At 44.7% G+C, this 17,365-nt stretch carries 15 protein-coding genes and 1 pseudogene; 4 read left to right on the forward strand and 12 right to left on the reverse strand.

The window, feature by feature from the left end:
• The 8 genes and pseudogenes from rarD to pheA all read right to left on the reverse strand — a co-directional run bounded on the left by rarD (window position 1) and on the right by pheA (window position 7,155).
• On the reverse strand, window positions 1–888 hold the full coding sequence (gene rarD, locus EL162_RS07890) for an EamA family transporter RarD (RefSeq protein ID WP_126331306.1): 888 nt from the start codon (window positions 886–888) through the stop codon (window positions 1–3).
• Window positions 888–2,189, reverse strand: a pseudogene (gene aroA / locus EL162_RS07895) (3-phosphoshikimate 1-carboxyvinyltransferase); the annotation flags it as partial. The pseudogene aroA and the gene rarD, both read right to left, overlap by 1 nt.
• A gap of 99 nt (window positions 2,190–2,288) precedes the next feature.
• Window positions 2,289–2,465, reverse strand: a complete 177-nt coding sequence (locus EL162_RS10035) for a hypothetical protein (RefSeq protein WP_170161435.1) — start codon at window positions 2,463–2,465, stop codon at window positions 2,289–2,291.
• Window positions 2,466–2,626: 161 nt separating this feature from the next.
• On the reverse strand, window positions 2,627–3,520 hold the full coding sequence (locus EL162_RS07900) for a PDDEXK-like family protein (RefSeq protein ID WP_126331310.1): 894 nt from the start codon (window positions 3,518–3,520) through the stop codon (window positions 2,627–2,629).
• Window positions 3,521–3,597: 77 nt separating this feature from the next.
• Window positions 3,598–4,536: a prephenate dehydrogenase/arogenate dehydrogenase family protein gene (locus tag EL162_RS07905; RefSeq protein ID WP_126331312.1), complete on the reverse strand. Its 939-nt coding sequence runs from the start codon at window positions 4,534–4,536 to the stop codon at window positions 3,598–3,600.
• A complete protein-coding gene (locus tag EL162_RS07910; protein WP_170161436.1) occupies window positions 4,536–5,405 on the reverse strand; it encodes a YwqG family protein in 870 nt (289 codons plus the stop codon). The genes EL162_RS07905 and EL162_RS07910 overlap by 1 nt, the downstream gene beginning before the upstream one ends.
• Window positions 5,406–5,494: 89 nt before the next feature.
• A complete protein-coding gene (locus EL162_RS07915; protein ID WP_126331716.1) occupies window positions 5,495–6,040 on the reverse strand; it encodes a DUF924 family protein in 546 nt (181 codons plus the stop codon).
• Between the two features lie 2 nt (window positions 6,041–6,042).
• A complete protein-coding gene (pheA, locus tag EL162_RS07920; RefSeq protein ID WP_076555030.1) occupies window positions 6,043–7,155 on the reverse strand; it encodes a prephenate dehydratase in 1,113 nt (370 codons plus the stop codon).
• 284 nt (window positions 7,156–7,439) lie between these two features.
• On the opposite strand from pheA, the gene EL162_RS07925 reads away from it, so the two are divergent.
• The 4 genes from EL162_RS07925 to EL162_RS07940 all read left to right on the forward strand — a co-directional run bounded on the left by EL162_RS07925 (window position 7,440) and on the right by EL162_RS07940 (window position 10,642).
• Entirely contained in the window at window positions 7,440–8,351 is a 912-nt protein-coding gene (locus EL162_RS07925) for a transaldolase family protein (protein ID WP_126331317.1), read from the forward strand.
• A 115-nt stretch (window positions 8,352–8,466) separates the two neighbouring features.
• Window positions 8,467–8,850, forward strand: a complete 384-nt coding sequence (locus EL162_RS07930; protein ID WP_126331319.1) for a hypothetical protein — start codon at window positions 8,467–8,469, stop codon at window positions 8,848–8,850.
• Window positions 8,851–9,485: 635 nt separating this feature from the next.
• Entirely contained in the window at window positions 9,486–9,650 is a 165-nt protein-coding gene (locus EL162_RS07935) for a rubredoxin (RefSeq protein WP_076555034.1), read from the forward strand.
• 2 nt (window positions 9,651–9,652) lie between these two features.
• A complete protein-coding gene (locus EL162_RS07940; protein WP_126331321.1) occupies window positions 9,653–10,642 on the forward strand; it encodes an alpha/beta fold hydrolase in 990 nt (329 codons plus the stop codon).
• Between the two features lie 85 nt (window positions 10,643–10,727).
• Here the strand turns inward: EL162_RS07940 and EL162_RS07945 are convergent, their stop codons facing one another.
• The 4 genes from EL162_RS07945 to ptsP all read right to left on the reverse strand — a co-directional run bounded on the left by EL162_RS07945 (window position 10,728) and on the right by ptsP (window position 17,248).
• Window positions 10,728–11,597: a LysM peptidoglycan-binding domain-containing M23 family metallopeptidase gene (locus tag EL162_RS07945; RefSeq protein WP_227516545.1), complete on the reverse strand. Its 870-nt coding sequence runs from the start codon at window positions 11,595–11,597 to the stop codon at window positions 10,728–10,730.
• A gap of 168 nt (window positions 11,598–11,765) precedes the next feature.
• Entirely contained in the window at window positions 11,766–13,445 is a 1,680-nt protein-coding gene (locus EL162_RS07950) for a fructose-specific PTS transporter subunit EIIC (protein ID WP_126331323.1), read from the reverse strand.
• A 39-nt stretch (window positions 13,446–13,484) separates the two neighbouring features.
• The gene (locus tag EL162_RS07955; protein WP_170161437.1) at window positions 13,485–14,426 is read right to left on the reverse strand and encodes a 1-phosphofructokinase family hexose kinase; all 942 of its coding nucleotides are present in this window, start codon (window positions 14,424–14,426) and stop codon (window positions 13,485–13,487) included.
• The gene (ptsP, locus tag EL162_RS07960) at window positions 14,423–17,248 is read right to left on the reverse strand and encodes a phosphoenolpyruvate--protein phosphotransferase (protein ID WP_126331327.1); all 2,826 of its coding nucleotides are present in this window, start codon (window positions 17,246–17,248) and stop codon (window positions 14,423–14,425) included. The genes EL162_RS07955 and ptsP overlap by 4 nt, the downstream gene beginning before the upstream one ends.
• Window positions 17,249–17,365 lie beyond the last annotated feature (117 nt).

A 17,365-nucleotide genomic window follows, 5' to 3' on the forward strand; every position in this document is an offset into this window, starting at 1 on the left:
TTAACCTTTTTTATTTTTTAATAAATCAAAACTAAATAAAATCAACCCAAGCCAAATCAAGGAAAAGACCACCATATTTTGCCAAGCAAAGGGTTCATGATAATAAAACACCGCCAACAAAAAGACAATGCTTGGTGTTATATAATTAAGAAATGATAAAGTATTAAATTGCAATAATTTGGCAGAAATATTATAAAGCAGTAGCGGAATAAGCGTAATTGGCCCTGCCAACATAAGCAGCCAAATCTCCGAAGACAGCCAAAATGACAGCTGGCTACTCACAACCTCTGCTTGACTTAGCCACAGCAATGACAATGGCAGCAAAAGCAGCGTTTCCAAGAATAAGCCATCCAGTGCATCAAATGGCGTGTATCGCTGAATCACCCCATAAAAACCAAAAGACAGTGGCAACAACAAGCTCACCCATGGCAAACCACCCAGCCATACAATCTGCGTTATGACAGCAATCATTGCCAAGCCGACAGCAATTTTTTGCAGAATTCTTAATCTTTCCTTAAAAATTATCATGGAAAGTGCCACACCAATCAGCGGCTGGATAAAATAACCCAAACTTGCCGACAGCACCTGATTGTTTGTTACTGCCCACACATAGACCAGCCAGTTGGTTGCAATCAATAACGCTGCCAAAAAAGTCAGCAGCAACCATTTGGGATTTTTGGCAATTTGCAATAATCCTGCCCAGCGGCGTGCAAGCAACACCACCACAAAAAGCAGCACAAAGGTCCAAATAATACGATGGACAATGATTTCCACCGCATTATAATCGACCAGCATCTTAAAATATAGCGGAAAATTCCCCCAAATCAAAAATGCCACCAAAGCGGTGGTCAGCCCCTTTGGTGTATTTGATTGTTTAGAAATTGACATTATGCAATCACTTCCAGCCCAAGCCCTGCTTCTTTTACCAAGTTGGCAAAACTAGGAAAGCTTGTTGCCACCGTCTCTGTGCCGTTTATCACAATTTCATCAGACGCACGCAGGCTTGCCACCGCAAAACTCATTGCGATTCTATGATCATGATGCGATTCGATCGCCCCACCACCAAACACAAATTCACCCTCGCCCTTGCCGACAATCTCAATACCATCATCGAGTACCGTGCAGTCAATGCCCAAAGTTGTCAGTCCATCTGCCATTACCTGTATGCGGTCGGATTCTTTGACACGCAGCTCTTCTGCCCCACGCAAAATCGTCTTGCCAGTTGCACAGGCAGCCGCCACAAACAGCACAGGAAACTCATCAATGGCAAGCGGTACAAGGTGCAAGGGGATTTCGATACCGTGTAATTTGCTTGACTTGACGCAAATATCTGCCACAGGCTCACCGCCAACAAGTGTTTGATTTTTAAGCGTAATATCCGCCCCCATCAGGCGTAAAATATCAATCACTCCTGTGCGAGAGGGATTAATGCCAACCTTTGGCAATATCACATCACCATGTCCTGCAATCGCTGCCGCCACCATAAAAAACGCCGAGCTTGAAATATCCGCAGGCACTTCAATGTCGCACGCCGTCAGTGTGCCACCCCCTGTTAGGCGGATTTCGTTGCCGTTTGCTAATGGGCTAACTTTGACATCATAACCAAAGGCGGTAAGCATTCGCTCGGTATGATCTCTTGTGATTTCAGGCTCTGTAACCACCGTCTCGCCATTTGCCCAAAGACCAGCCAAGAGCAGGCATGATTTGACTTGGGCGGACGCCATGGGCATTTCATAATGGATAGCGTTTAGGGTTTGACCGCCCGTAATTTTAACAGGCGGTGTGCCTTTTTCACCTGTTGTGGTAACTTTCGCCCCCATTTGGCGTAAAGGCCCTGCAACTCGCTCCATGGGGCGTTTGGATAGGCTTGCATCACCGACCATCGTGCTATCAAAATCTTGAGCCGCCAAAATCCCTGATAGCAATCGCATACTCGTGCCAGAATTACCCATATCAAGCGGTTTGGTTGGGGCTTTTAGCCCATTCATTCCCACGCCATGTATCGTTACTTTATCGCCATCTCGCTCTATCTGCACGCCCATATCGCGAAAGGCTTGCAGGGTGGACAGTGCGTCTTCACCTTCTAAAAAATTGCTAACACGGGTTACGCCATTGGCAAGCGAACCAAACATAATTGAGCGGTGCGAAATAGATTTATCAGGAGCGACTTTGTGCGTGCCTGTAAATGTGGTGCTTGGAGTGAGTTTGTATTTCATAGGGTTTTCCTAATTTGGGTAAATGGTTTATAAAATTGATTACTAAGGTGTGTATTACACACCAATGTTAAGTCAAGGCTCAATCTTAATATTATTCTTTACAATATTATCATACAATAATTCAACTTCTTTCATAATTAAATCCGCTAAACTGCCATCGTTAATTTTTGCCCAAATATCAGCATTTTCTTGCCAATTAATTAAGCTTGTTAGATGATACCAAGCCAGCCAATTTTTATAATTCCTCATGCCCTTATTGGGTAATGAACCAATAATTTCATTTGAAACTTTGTCAAAAATTGGACTGCCTTTTTGAATACTTTCATCAGTTGGCTTATATCCAAAACATAAATCCTTAAAGTCTTGTTTATCAAATTCAAATGAAACACGAATATTGCAATCTTTAATTTCTATATCAAAACCACTCTTTTTTCTTTGCTCAGAGAAACAGGCTTGTTTTGATACAATTGATAATTGGGATTTTGATTGATTTTTTCGTTTAATTGTTTGTTTAATTTTTCAATCAAATTTCTTTGCAATATTGGAACTTGACTAGCAATTTTAATTGCTGAAACGATACTTTCATCGCTTTCTAGCATTGCATTAATAATGGCATTTTGCTCACTCATATCGCTCAGTCCCATAAATTGCTTTTGAATAAATTTAATAAATTGGTTAATAAATTCTAAAACACTGGCATTTTGACAATCTGCTTTACAAGCATCCAGCCAATCAACCAAATCATTATAGCCAATATGGCTAAATTCATTGTTAATTTGCCACTGCTCCAAATCTTCTGATTTTACACTACAATCACTTGGTAAATTTTGGGACAAATAAACCAAATGTTTATGAGAATGCTTTCTTTTTTCTAATTCTTGATAATAATCATTTAACTGGTCTTTTTGGTCTCTGGCATAAGGTTTATTTTCAATACAAATACCATATTTACCGCCATCGGTTAAATAAATATCCATTTTCCGATTGGATTTATTGGCGTATGCAATTTCTTCTCTTTCAATACCAATATTAGCCAAATTATCCAAAAATCCACTCCATTCTTGGCATTGTAACTTTGGTAAACATATTTTGATAAAATTTTTCAAAAATAAATCATCTTGTTGATGAGAGCCTTTTGGGTTTAATAAGTCCGCCAAAATATAATTTAAATTGGTTTCATTAGTGGCAATATAGTCAAAAATACTAAAATTTGGGGCAAGTTGTTTGCCATACAGTCTTTTTGAAGTATTAATAAGCTGTATTTCGGTGCTGACATTTTTTATTAAATTTTTAATTTCTTGCATTATTTGACCTTATAAATTTAATAATAAAACACAATAACTTTCAATAACGATGCGTAATACACACCTTATGCATCAGCTTACAAATTCTTTAACTTCTCTTTTTCCACCAATAACCGCCCAAAATATTCCCGAGCATTTTTGGCAATTTCAAAAGTCTCTAACAGCTTCTCGCTATTGTCATTTTCAATATCAGCTTTTAATTGATTTAAGATAGCCTGATAATCTTCCAGCCCTTGCAATACCGCCTGTTTATTTGCCAAAAAAATATCATGCCACATAATCGGGCTGCTTGCCGAAATGCGACTAAAATCTCGAAAACCACCCCCTGCATATTTAAAAATATTCAAATTCTCCTCATCTGTGGCAAGCTGATAGGTCAAGGCATAGGACAATAAATGTGGTAGATGACTGGTCAATGCCAAAATTTCATCATGTTTGTCAGATGGCATAAAATCCACACTCGCCCCAAGCGATTGCCAAAGTGTGGCAATTTTATCCACCGCTTGTTTGTCATTAAAATCGTGCGGACAAATGATAAGTTTGTGCGATTTAAACAACGCTCCATTTCTTGCCACAAAGCCTGATTTTTCCGCCCCTGCAATTGGGTGAGCAAGCACCAAATTGGGTGGCAATTCGCCAAAAATAGCAAAAGCGTCTTGTAAAATATTGCCTTTGGTGCTGGCGGTATCGCTGATGATGACATCGCTTGGTAGTAGCTGATTGTCAATGGCGGTTTTGATTTTTTCCAAAATGGCTTTTACGGCAAACGCAGGCACAGCGATAATGACACAGTCGCAGTCTGTCAATACGCCTGTATTTGCCAAGTTCAACAATTCATCATCACCAGCTTGGATTAACTTATCAGCCATCGCATGATGAATCACCGATTTGTCAAAATCCACCGCATACAGCCTACCCGCAAGGCGATTGTCAATGATGCCTTGTAAAACACTGCCGCCAATTAAGCCTAAGCCGATGACTAAGGCTTTGTGAAATATTTGCCCTGTTTGTTGCATTAATAACAATCCCAGTTATAAATCAGCTTTGAGAAGTTTTGCTCTTTTAAATCCTTAGGGTGAATAAAGAAATTCGCCACGCCGCTATCACCCCATATAATGTCATTTTCATCATCGGTATCAATTTGCAATAACAAAATATGCTCTTGCAAAGAGCCTTCGTACTCTCGTGGGTCAGTTTGGGTAAAAATAGGATAGCCCAAAATCTGATGCCCGCCACTATTGGCAAGCTCATCATAACTCATCAGTACTTCATCAGCATCGTCTATTTTTAACTCTTCTTCCAAATAATCCCAAACATCAACCCCTGCCAATTCGTCAATTTTTTGGGAAATGTGATTATATTCATGACAAGTCGTGGTGCAAGATTGCGAAGTTAAAGCAAAATCCATGGCGTACTGATGACGAAAATCAAAAGGCAACTTATCAATGCCAAAGCCTTGTAGTCGCTCGGCAATTTGTGTTAATTCATCGGCATTTATTGGCAGGCTATCATCTTGCCAAAACCGCACTTGATAAGTCTTGGACGGCAGTTGATTATCAAAATCCGCCCCATACAGATAATTATCATCTTGACCATCAATATAAATTTGCAAAATGCCTTGTTTTGGCAATGGATATGACAATTGGCTCATCTCCACCACCGCACCAAGCTGCCGAAAATTGAGCTGAGCCAATAATACAAGGGGTGTGCCGTCTGCCTTGGTAGGATAGGTTTCGCCAATTGGCAAATAACCCATGCCGCCGACTTGGCTTGATGTTGTTGGCAAAAAATCATTGTCTTGCTTTGATAGATTAATTTTAACGCAGTTTAGCTTTGAGATTGTCAATAGGGTCTGTAGGGGTTTTGGTAAATCAGATGCACTCATTATTCTTTGTCCTTTGTGTGGTTTTTCTTGCATTTATCGCATTAAAATAACCAAATGCGATTTACAATTTATCCAAATTGTTTGTTTTATTAAAAGGAGGAATTTGGTTTGCTTAAAAATTCCAACTCCCTCGGCGAAGATACTCGCCCCAAGATTGCATTGCGGTGCGGATAACGCCCAAATGTATCAATAATCGCTTTGTGCTTTAATTCAAAATCCAAAGTATTGCTGTCGCTGAATTTTTCAAACAATGGCACGGCTTTTTCGTGGACGATTTTTGATTCAGAGTGCATAAATGGCAATAATGCAAAATTTCGCTCAGCCACGGTCAATGCAGCAAAATCAGGCTGTTTTATTAATTCTTGAGCCAAAGCCAATGCCATGCCGTCTGCTGCAAAAGCATTGGGCGTATTTCTATAAATATTGCGAGAAAATTGGTCAAGGACGATGATTTCTGCCAATCGCCCTTGTGCTGTCGTCCGCCAAGTGTCGCATTCGTCCAAACTTGCACTTTGCAAAATGGCAAGAAACTTATCTGTCAGCAGTTTGTCAAATTCATCACTTTTGGCAAACCAAAAAGACCTTGCAGTCGCACCAAACCAAAAATCCAAAACCGCTTGTGCGTCAGTGGCGATCACTAAATCACCGCCTTTGGATACGACCCCAATATCCGCACATCTTTGGCTATTTTACTGATATCATCAATGGCGTTTTTGACATTGTCATCATTGATATGCCCAATCATATCAATAAAAAATACATAAGCCCACTTATTCGGACGCTCTGGGCGAGTCTCGATGCTGGTCATTGAGACATTGTGGCGTTTTAGCGGCTCTAGAATTTCGATCAATGCCCCTGCACGGTCAGGGCTGGATACCACGATGGAAGTTTTGTCCTGACCACTTGGGGCGATGGTTTCGTGTCCGATGATAAGAAAACGGGTGGTATTGTTCGGATTGTCTTCAATATTTTCGTATAATTTATGCAAGCCATATTCTGCCACCGCCACATCGCCTGCGATGGCCGCAGAGTGCCACTCATTTTGTAGGCGTTTGGCAGCTTCGCCATTACTTGACACCGCCACACGCTCCACATTGGGAAAATTCACATCAAGCCAATGGCGGCACTGTGCCAATGCCTGTTGATGGCTATAAATACGGCTCAAACTCTCAACCCTAGTATGTTCCGCCACCAAAAAATTATGATGAATCGGCAGCTCCACTTCGCCGATGATTTTTAGGCTAGAGCTCAAAAACGCATCCAAAGTATGATTCACCACCCCTTCAGACGAATTCTCAACAGGGACAACGCCATACATGGCAGAGCCTGCCTCCACTTCACGGAATACATCTGTGATGGTAGCCAGCGATACGGTCGTTGCCGCCTTGCCAAAATGCTTGAGTGCCGCTGCATGGGTAAAAGTCCCCACAGGGCCCAAAAAGGCGACTTTTTGCGGTGCTTCTAGCTCCAAACAAACCGACATAATCTCGCGGAACAGCCGTGCCATTTTCTCACCGCTCAATGGCCCTTCATTGCGTGCCATGACTGCTTTTAGCACCTGAGCTTCTCGCTCTGGACGATAAAAAATGGGGTGGTTTTCATGATTTTTTTTGACGATGGCGACCTTTTGGGCGACTTTGGCTCGCTCGTTGATTAGCTGCTGAATCTGTTCGTCAATGCTGTCAATCTCATCACGATAGCTTTTGATTTCATCAGTATTCACAGGCAAAGTTTGTGCAGTTTCACTCATCGCAAGATTCCTTGTTTGATTGTTTGACGATATACCAAATAAATTAATTTTAATAAATAATTTACCAAATCTAAAATTACCCAAGCCTGACCAAAGCAAACTGGTAAACTGTTTAATGATACACGATTTTTTGGTTTTGTTGTAGTGATTTTGGCAAACTTTTCATCACAAAGGCACCCCGCTACAATTTTGGCAACAAGCCAATAATAACACTGGCAAAATCAGCAAAAATATGCTAAGTTTGCCAAATAATCCAATCAGTATTAGCTTATTAAATAAAGTTTATGAACAGTTTAGAACAACTTGCCAAATATACCACCATCGTTGCCGATACAGGGGACTTGGTCGCCATCAAACGCTGGAAACCGATTGACGCAACCACCAACCCAAGCCTTATCACCGCTGCCTTTGCCGATGGCATTGACGATGAATTGCTTGCCAAAATTCGCCATCTGGACATTCAGACCGCCATTGACACGCTCACCGTAGAGCTTGGCGTACGAATCAGCCAACAAATCTCGGGGCGAGTCTCTACCGAAGTGGACGCACGATTGTCCTTTGACACCGAAGCGACAGTGGCAAAAGCCCTACAATACATCGAGCAATACGCAAAATCAGGCATCTCATCGCAACGTGTGCTTATCAAAATCGCCGCTACCTACCAAGGCATCAAGGCTGCCGAAATTCTTGAAAAGCAAGGCATTGGCTGCAATTTGACGCTGCTATTTACCGACACCCAAGCCCACGCCTGTGCTGATGCTGGGGTAACGCTCATCTCTCCTTTTGTGGGACGCATCACCGATTGGCAAAAACGCCATCACAACCTTGATGCCATCGCCACCGATGATGACATGGGCGTCCAATCGGTCAAACGCATCTATCAATACTACAAAGAGCACGGCTATCAGACCCAAGTCATGGGGGCGAGTTTTAGAAATATTGACCAAATCATCGCATTGGCTGGCTGCGATCTTTTGACCATCTCGCCTGCTTTGCTTGAGGCGTTGGCGGCAAGCTCATTGCCTGTCGTCCCCAGACTGCACAACCAACCTGCCAGCAAGCCTAGACTCACCCCACTTAGCCAAACTGACTTTGTCAAATCACAAGACAAGCACCCGCTCAACGAGTTGCTATTGGCAGGCATTGATGGTTTTATCACCGCACGGGATAAACTTGCCAAACAGCTAACAGGCTGATAATTCATCATCGCTTTGATAAATGAAAACCGCTGATAAAATATCGGCGGTTTTTGTTGCATGGGGGGGGTAAATGGTACAATAAAATAACATTCACCACTTAAGGAGTCTTAATATGTTAAAACCTATCATCATAGCATTGGCATTATTGACCGCCGCCAGCCCTGCTTTGGCAAATTCTCAAAAACTACCGTTTGTTGGCAAGCGATTCATTGATTCAGATTATGGCGTTTGGGGAGGTTATTATATTACCATTAATAAAAATGGTAACACAACCATCAGCTGGGGAAGTAAAGCTGGTGGCGACTCAACCTTATATAGAGGTAAATATCGCCAACTTCTTCCGATAAACGAAGGAGGTAGTCGTGCCTATTTACAAATAAAAAATAACAAAGTCTATCTTTTGGACAGAAATAAAAACTTGGTATACGATTGCAGTTTTGATGGCAGTGATGGCTTACTTGAAGATCAGGCTTGTATCATACCACTACGCAAGTAAGTAAAATAACCCAGCCTAAGTTACGGTGATTTTGGCTTAGGCTGGGCATCACAAAACGCACTTTTATTTGCAATAACCATCTGTTCGTGCTAGGATAGACTTGCACAATTGTGCATTTTTTAACTTTTTTATGAGGAAATTATGAATATCTTAGCACGCCTGCTGACAGTACCAGCACTGACAGCTGCCATCATCGCCCTTACCCCCCCCTGCACTAGCCAATAGCCAAAAACTGCCGTTTGTTGGCAAGCGATATTTTAATTTTTATGGTGGAACTGGAACAGGTGAAACAATTACTATTTCAAAAAATGGAAATGTAACAATAAGATTTCATAGCGTAACTTCAACCTCAATCACCTATCGTGGCAAATATCGCAATCCGTTACCAACGATTGACAGAGATGCATCTTTTTACAAAATCAAAGGCAATAAAATCTATCAGCTTGATAAAAATAAACAGCTGATATATGGCTGTATGGGCGATGATAAGCCTTGTGTCAGTGAGCTTTATAAATAGCAACAAACCAAAAAATTCACCCCTCGTTACAAATTTTACTTGCAAAAATCTGATACATCTGTAAACTAAACAACTAAATTCACAAAAACAAATTTTAGGTGTTGATTTTGGGTGTTTTATGAAAAAATATCAATGTATCGTATGCGGTTGGATTTATGACGAGGCGGTGGGTTGCCCAGAGGAAGGCTTGCCTGCTGGCACTCGCTGGGAGGACATTCCCGATGATTGGACTTGCCCTGACTGCGGTGTCGGCAAGGCAGATTTTGAGATGATCGAAATCTAATCATGAATACGCAAGCCCCCACCCCACCAGACAGCTGGCAGCGTTTTGGCGATATCAATTGGCAAGCATCGGATTTGTCCGAGCATCTGTATCAGGCGATGATTGATATTGGCGATGGCATTCGTCTGTGTGTTGAGGCTGGGGGCAATCCTAACAATCCACCGATGATTTTTATTACAGGTCTAGGCTCACAAATGCTGTTTTGGCCCGATACACTGCTCAAGTTATTTATTGACGCAGGGTTTTTTGTTATTCGTTTTGATAATCGTGATACAGGACTGTCAAGCAAAATCCAAATTGACGGCTTGCCTAGACTTAGCACGCTCAAGATGATGCTAAAGGTGCAAACAGGGCTGTCCAATCGCTCCGAGCAGGTTGCTTATACGCTGACCGACATGGCGGAGGATGTTGCACGCTTGATAAAAACCATGGGGCTTAGCGAGGTCAATCTGGTTGGTGCGTCTATGGGTGGTATGATTGCTCAGATTGTTGCTGCACGCTATCCCAAATACATCAAAAATCTCGCACTGCTATTCTCCACCGCCAACCGAGCCTTTTTGCGACCGCCGAATCCCAAGCAGTTTATGACCTTTGTGCGGCGACCAGAGAGTCATTCGCAGCGTGATATGGTTCGCCACAGTGTGTGGTTCATGACAACCGTTGGCTCACCGGGTCATCTGGACATCAAAGGCACGCGTGCCATTGCCGAAAAACGCTATCAACGCAACTTTCACCCGCTGGGCGTATCACAGCAACTCACGGCTATTTTGGCATCGGGTTCTATTTTGCGATTTAGTAAGCAAATTCGTGCCAAGACTCTGGTCATTCATGGCGATAAAGACGGACTGCTTGCCCCTAGCCATGGTAAATTTCTAGCCAAGGTCATTCCCAATGCTCGCTTTGTACTGGTCAAAGGCATGGGGCATGATTTACCTGCTTATTATCACCCTTATTTGGCAAATTTAATCATCAATCACTGCCACGCCCAATAGCCTGCCAAAACAATCCCTGCTCTATTATTTTGATCAATAAAATTAGCCAAGCAAAATACTTGGCTAATTATTAATCGTAGCAGTGTTATTTTAAGACCGTCAAAGGATCGACATACACGCCATTTCTTGCAACACGAAATTCAAACAATGCCGTACCTGTGGCTTGGTTTTTCATGCTGGCGATACGCTGACCCATGCGGACGCTGTCGCCTGATTTGACCTGTGCGTCTTTAATGTGAATATAGCTGGATACAAAACCATTGGTGTGCTGAATGACGATACTCGCTCCGTCCATGTTGCGATCGGCTTGGATTACCGTACCTGCATTGCTTGCTGCAATCGGATCGCCATCACGGCCAGAGAACCACATGCCATTACTGGTAACGGTCGAGCCTGCAACATTGGCTGTGCCAAAGCGGCGTACCACAGGATTGCTCGTACCCACAGGATAACGAAACTGCATCACGCCAGAGCTGCCCGAGGCAAAAGGCGGTATCGTGGCGGTGGTTGCTGGCTGAGCCACAGGCTTGGGTGGCGTTGGTGCTGCTGTGGTTTTTTGATTGTTTGATGCTGTGGCTTTTTGGCTGCTTGTAGTTGTTGCAGGCGTGGTTTTTGAGCTTTCGCGTGAGCCTGCTGTACCTGTCCACAAAGTCAGCCACTGCCCTGTGTAGATGGTATAACTGCTGTTTAGATTGTTTATTTTGCCAATTTCTCGCCAATTTAGCCCATAACGCTGTGCGATTTTTGCAACTGTGTCGCCCTGCTTGACCTGATAACGATTTGGCACGCCACGACTATCAGTTATTACCTGCGTACTGCTGACGGTGGCGGTCTTTGATGAACTGTTGTATGTTGGTTTGCTGGCACAACCTGCCAAAACACATACCGCTGCTGCACTGACGATTACGCCAAAATGCCCAAAGTTCTGGCTTGGTTTTCCAGTTGTTATTTTCACAATCATGCTCCATTTTAAACGATTTTCATCATAATCACTGCGATTTGCCCAAGTGGACTACTGATGATAAAGTGATATTGTAACACGCCAAGCCAAAACACAAAACCCACCAAACGGCAGGTTTTGTGTTTTTTTGTCAAAGTTTTGGTACAAAGGTAGATTATTTGCTCAATTTATCGCCTCTATCTTGGCAATGGTTTCTTTTGGCTTGATGATGGCATAACTCACCGCTGTCAATAAACTGCCCGCACCGATTGCCACAAGATACATCAGAGCGTGATTAACCGTCCCGGGAATGAGTAGAACAAACACGCCACCGTGCGGAGCAACCAGTGTAATATCAAACAAAGCAACCAACGCCCCTGTCAAAACGCCACCTGCAATGCAGCAGGGAATGACACGCATGGGGTCTTTGGCGGCAAATGGAATCGCACCTTCAGAAATAAAGCACGCCCCCAGCACCATCGCTGCCTTGCCAGCACTGCGTTCGTTTTCGCTGAATTTTTTGGCAGCAAAGAGAGTTGCAAGCCCAATGCCAATCGCTGGCACCATGCCACCTGCCATCGCTGCCGCCATCGGAAAATAACTCTCCGAAGTCAATAAACCCACCGAGAATGCATAAGCAGCCTTGTTGATTGGGCCGCCCAAATCCACGCACATCATACCAGCCAAAATCATGCCCAAAATCACCGCATTGGCCGTACCCATATTTGCCAAAAAGTACTCCATCTGCGACAATACATAGGCAACAGGCGTACCGATGACATAGTACATTGCAAGCCCAACAATCAGGCTGCTAATCAAGGGGATAATCAAAATTGGCTTTAATGCCTCAAGCGTTACAGGCAAGGTGAGTTTTTTTGCCAAAAATAGCGACACATAGCCTGCCAAAAAACCTGCAACAATACCGCCCAAAAATCCCGCCCCCAGCGTACCTGCCAATGCACCGCCAATCAAACCTGCCACCAAGCCAGGTCTATCAGCAATTGAATAAGCAATATAACCTGCCAGTAACGGCACCATTAGCCCAAAGGCTGCCTTGCCTGTTCCCATCAAGGCGGCAGCAAGTGAACCTTCAACCTCAAATGCCTTAATACCAAAAACAAAAGACAAGGCAATTAATAAACCACCTGCCACCACCATGGGCAGCATATAAGACACGCCTGTCAAAAGGTGTTTGTACACACCGCCAGACTGCTGACTGCTGGCAGTGCTGCTGGGCGTTGCTGTAGCGGTGGTATGCACACTGGCGGTCTGTATGGCAGCGTCAAATGTCGCATCGGTCTTTTTTAGGGCATGACCTGTGCTGGTGCGATAGATTTTTTTGCCAGCAAATCGGTCAGCATTCACCTCAATATCTGTTGCCAAAATCACAAAATCAGCCCGAGCGATACTCTCTTCGCTTAGGATATTTTTGGCACCGACTGACCCTTGGGTTTCAACATCGATGGTATAACCAAGTCGTTCGGCACCCAGCTTTAGGGCATCTGCCGCCATGAAAGTATGTGCCACCCCTGTTGGGCAGGCGGTAATCGCCACAAAATGCAGCGGCTTGCTGGCATTACGAATACCGACAGATTGCTGCCCATCAAATAATGCCAACAAATAAGACACATCGGCAAATTCATCGCCTGTTAGTTTTTGGGTATTCACATAAATACCATCATCACCTGACGCACCCTCACCAACAAACACACGCACCGCATCCGTGCGATGGCTGTCGGTAGATTCATCAACAACGACCACGCCTTGCTGCATTAACGATTTGGCAAGCTGCTTACTAAGCAACAGGCTGCGTATCGATGTATCCACTGGAGTGATGGCAACCAAAGAAGGAAATTTTTGCATAAAGCACCAATAATTACTAAATTGTATTTTAAGAAATATCTATCTACAGTCAATGACTACCTGCGATCGCAAAGCGTCCAAGCGTGATTTATCCGCCACAGCAAACCCAACAATGCTGACCGCATGAGCTGCCAATGCCACTGCCGTTGTCAAAGTTTCCACCTTGTCATGCTCGTGCAATAGTCCATAAATCATGCCCGCCAATAAAGTATCTCCAGCTCCAACGGTGCTTTTGACCATAACTTTGGGCGGTGCAGCATGGCAACTGTGCGTGCTGGCAAACCAATTTACCCCCTGCTCACCCATAGAAATCACGCTATGGCATGGGCGAGCTGGCAGGCTATCAAGCCATGCTTGTTGCTGAGACATATCATCGCATGACACGGCAAATGCTTCTAGCAGTTCATCTGTATTGGGTTTGATAAGCCACAAATTATGGTTTAAGGCTATTTTTAGGGCATCGCCACTGACATCAACCGCCACTTTGTCATTGGCAGCACACAGCACTTGGAGTAATTTGTCAAAATCCGCCAAAGCAAAGCCTTGTGGTAGACTGCCTGCCACCAAAACAGCATCGCACTGCTCGGCAAGGCTTTTAGCCTCAATCAATAACTGCTCTTTATCAGCTTCATTCACCACAAAACCTTGTCCGTTAATATCGGTTGTCAGACCTTTATCAACAAGTTTAATGTTGGTGCGTGTTTGCCCAGCCACTCGCTGCAAGCGATCGATAAGCAGTGTTTGCTGCTGGTTTGTCAGGGCAAATAACCGCTCAAACGCCGCTTGATTTTCATTGCCCAAAAAGCCACTTAACACACACCGCACGCCAAGCCCACTTAGAATCTGGGCAGCATTTAGTGCCTTGCCAGCAGCGTGCAACTGGGTATCGGTGGCACGATTCACCTTGCCGATTGTCAAATTATCCACCGATATTGTCATATCCAAGGCGGGATTTAACAAAATGCACAATACCTGTTTCATGACCATTCACCAACCAGCTGGCGTACCTCTTCGGCACTTTGACACGCCAAGGCTTGCTTGGCAAGTGCTTGAACTTGCCCAAAGTCAAGACTGCGAATCTGTGCCTTCACCAGTGCAATTGCCCCACCTGACATGGACAATTCATCAACGCCCAGCCCCACCAAAATCGGCACAGCTTTGGCATCGGCAGCCAGCTCGCCACAGACCCCAACCCATTTGCCATGTGCATGTGCCGCTTGTACCGCTTGGTTGATTAAAGTCAGCACACTTGGGTGCAAGCCATCTGCTTGTTTTGATAATACAGGATGCCCACGATCAATCGCCAGCACATATTGGGTCAGGTCATTTGTTCCCACACTAAAAAAATCAACCTCTTTGGCAAACTGATGTGCCAATACCGCCGCACTTGGCACCTCAAGCATCATACCAACCTGTAGTGCCTCGTGCGGATAATCTGTCAGTACCTCATCAACCATGGCACGAGCAGCTCGCCACTGGCTGATACAGCCAATCATCGGAAACATGATTCGCAAATCACGCCCTTTGGCAGCACGAATCAGGGCAATCAATTGATTGCGTAGCAGCTCAGGTTGCTCAAGCAACAGCCGAATACCCCGCAATCCCAAGAATGGATTTTCTTCTGCTGCCATTGGCAAATATGGCAATGCTTTATCACCGCCAATATCCAGCACACGCACCACCAAGGGCTTACCTGCCAATGCATCAAACACCTGCTCATAATCAGCAATTTGTGTCTCAATATCAGGAATCTCTTGGTGCGACATGAATACCAACTCTGTGCGAAGCAAACCAACCCCTTCGGCACCATTTGCCACAGCAGCGGTGGCATCGCCAACATTACCCAAATTCGCCGCCACTTCGACACGATGACCATCGGTAGTGATGGCAGGTGCGTGTGCCTGCTCGGCAGCCAGTCGCTTTTGTTCACGGCGGTGCTGCTGGGTTTTTTGGCATTGTGCGACCATTTCATCGCTTGGATTGACAACAAACCAACCTTCGCCACCATCTAGCAACACCTGCTCGCCATTATTTAGCTGCAGCACAGCCTCGCCTGCCCCAACCACAGCAGCAATGCCCAACGCTCTGGCAATGATGGCACTGTGCGAGCTGGCTCCGCCTGTTGCTGTGATAATCCCTGCCACGCGTGCAGGGTCTAACATGGCAACATCTGATGGCAACAAATCTTCTTTAATCAGCACATAAGGGCTATCAGGCAGCGAATCCGCCTGCTTGCCAAGCAGTTTTAGCAGCACTTTCTGCCCAACATCTTTAATATCTTGGGCTCGTTCGGCAAGCAAGGCATTGCCAAGTGATGCTTGGGCTTTTGCCAATTGCTCAATAAATGCCGACCAAGCAGCTGGTGCAGACATGCCGTCATTGATTGCGGCATTTGCCCCTGTTAGCACCTCATCATCTTCTAATAATGCCAAATGTGCCGAGAAAATTTGTGCAATCTGCACACGCTTACTATCAGCAATCAAGCCTTGCAGATCCGCCTTAACCGCCATGATGGCAGTGTGCAATTTATCAATCTCTAGCCCAGCATCAGAGGCGGTCATTGGGTACTGATATTGCTGCTGTTTGGGCAGGTATGCCTCACCTATCGCCAGACCCTGCGAGGCACTGATTGCATATTGACGCACTCCATGCTCAATGGATATTGGCTCGCGATTTAACTTAGGCACAGCAGCACTGGGTAAAGTGGCAGCTGGCTTATTTACCTCTTCGCCTAAGCCTTCGGATACTGCTGCTGCCAAGGTTTGTAAATGATTTGCCGCATCAGAGTCAGCTTTGGCAATAAAGGTCAGTCGCTGACCACGAACCGCCCCAAGCGATAGCAGCTTTGTCAGACTTTTGGCAGAGACATATTCGCCATCTTCTACCGCCACCAAAATCTCGCCTGTAACTTGTTTGGCAAGCTCAGCCAAAGCTGTTGCAGGACGAGCGTGCAAGCCGTGCTTGTTTGGCAAAACAACACTTGCCGATGCCCAGTTGGCATAACTTTCGATATTTAACAATGCCAACATGGCAGCTTTGTCATTTTGTTTGACAGCTTGGGTAAAAGCCTCGCTCATCAGCACATCAAGCACGCCAGCCAATGCCACTTTATCAGCCGTTTGGTTGGCAACAATCAACGCCAAAGCCTGCAATTCACCGACCGCCACCGCCAAAGCAGATGTCTTGATTGCGTCATGATTTTCGATAACAACACAGCTTAACGCCTCGCTTAGCCGTGTTGGTTGATATTTTGGCAAAAATACCGAATCAACCAGACGCTGCTTTTTTAATGATGCCGCCGCCTGCAGATACAGCTCATCAACAGCTGCCGTTTGGCAATTGGTTGTTATTAACGCCTCTTGTAGGACAAATTCACGCCGTACTCCCAAAGCAGCAATGATATCCTCAGCGGTTTTGGCGGTGCGGATTGGCTGTGCAACATCGTCAGTCAGTGCTTTGGTCAGTTGTTGCAAAATTTGCAAATGCTCATCAGATTTGGCTGCAATCACCACTGCCAAATAAACCACATCGCCAGCAGCATTCCAGACCACACCATCGGCAAAATGCACCAATCGCACCCCTGTATTTTTGATGCTCTCTCGTGAGTTTGGCGTACCATGCGGAATGGCAATCCCTTGCCCCAGATAGGTTGATGACTGCGTTTCGCGGTCTTTTAGACCTTGTAGATAGTCAGCACTTGCCAAACCATCAGCCACCAAAATCTCACTGAGTACCTGCAGTGCTTCGTCTTTATTCTGTGCAGTCGCCTGCATACGGACATTGTCTATGCTTATGCTGAGCATGGCTATCCTTTTTTAAATTTATTTAACCAAATTATACAAAATGGCTGAAAAATCACTTTCAGCCATTGAAAATAAAATCATCAAATTATAGCATGATTTTGCCGATGGGAGATAATT

Origin of the sequence: Moraxella cuniculi, from assembly GCF_900637105.1 — a bacterium.
GTDB classification, from domain to species: Bacteria; Pseudomonadota; Gammaproteobacteria; order Pseudomonadales; family Moraxellaceae; genus Moraxella; species Moraxella cuniculi.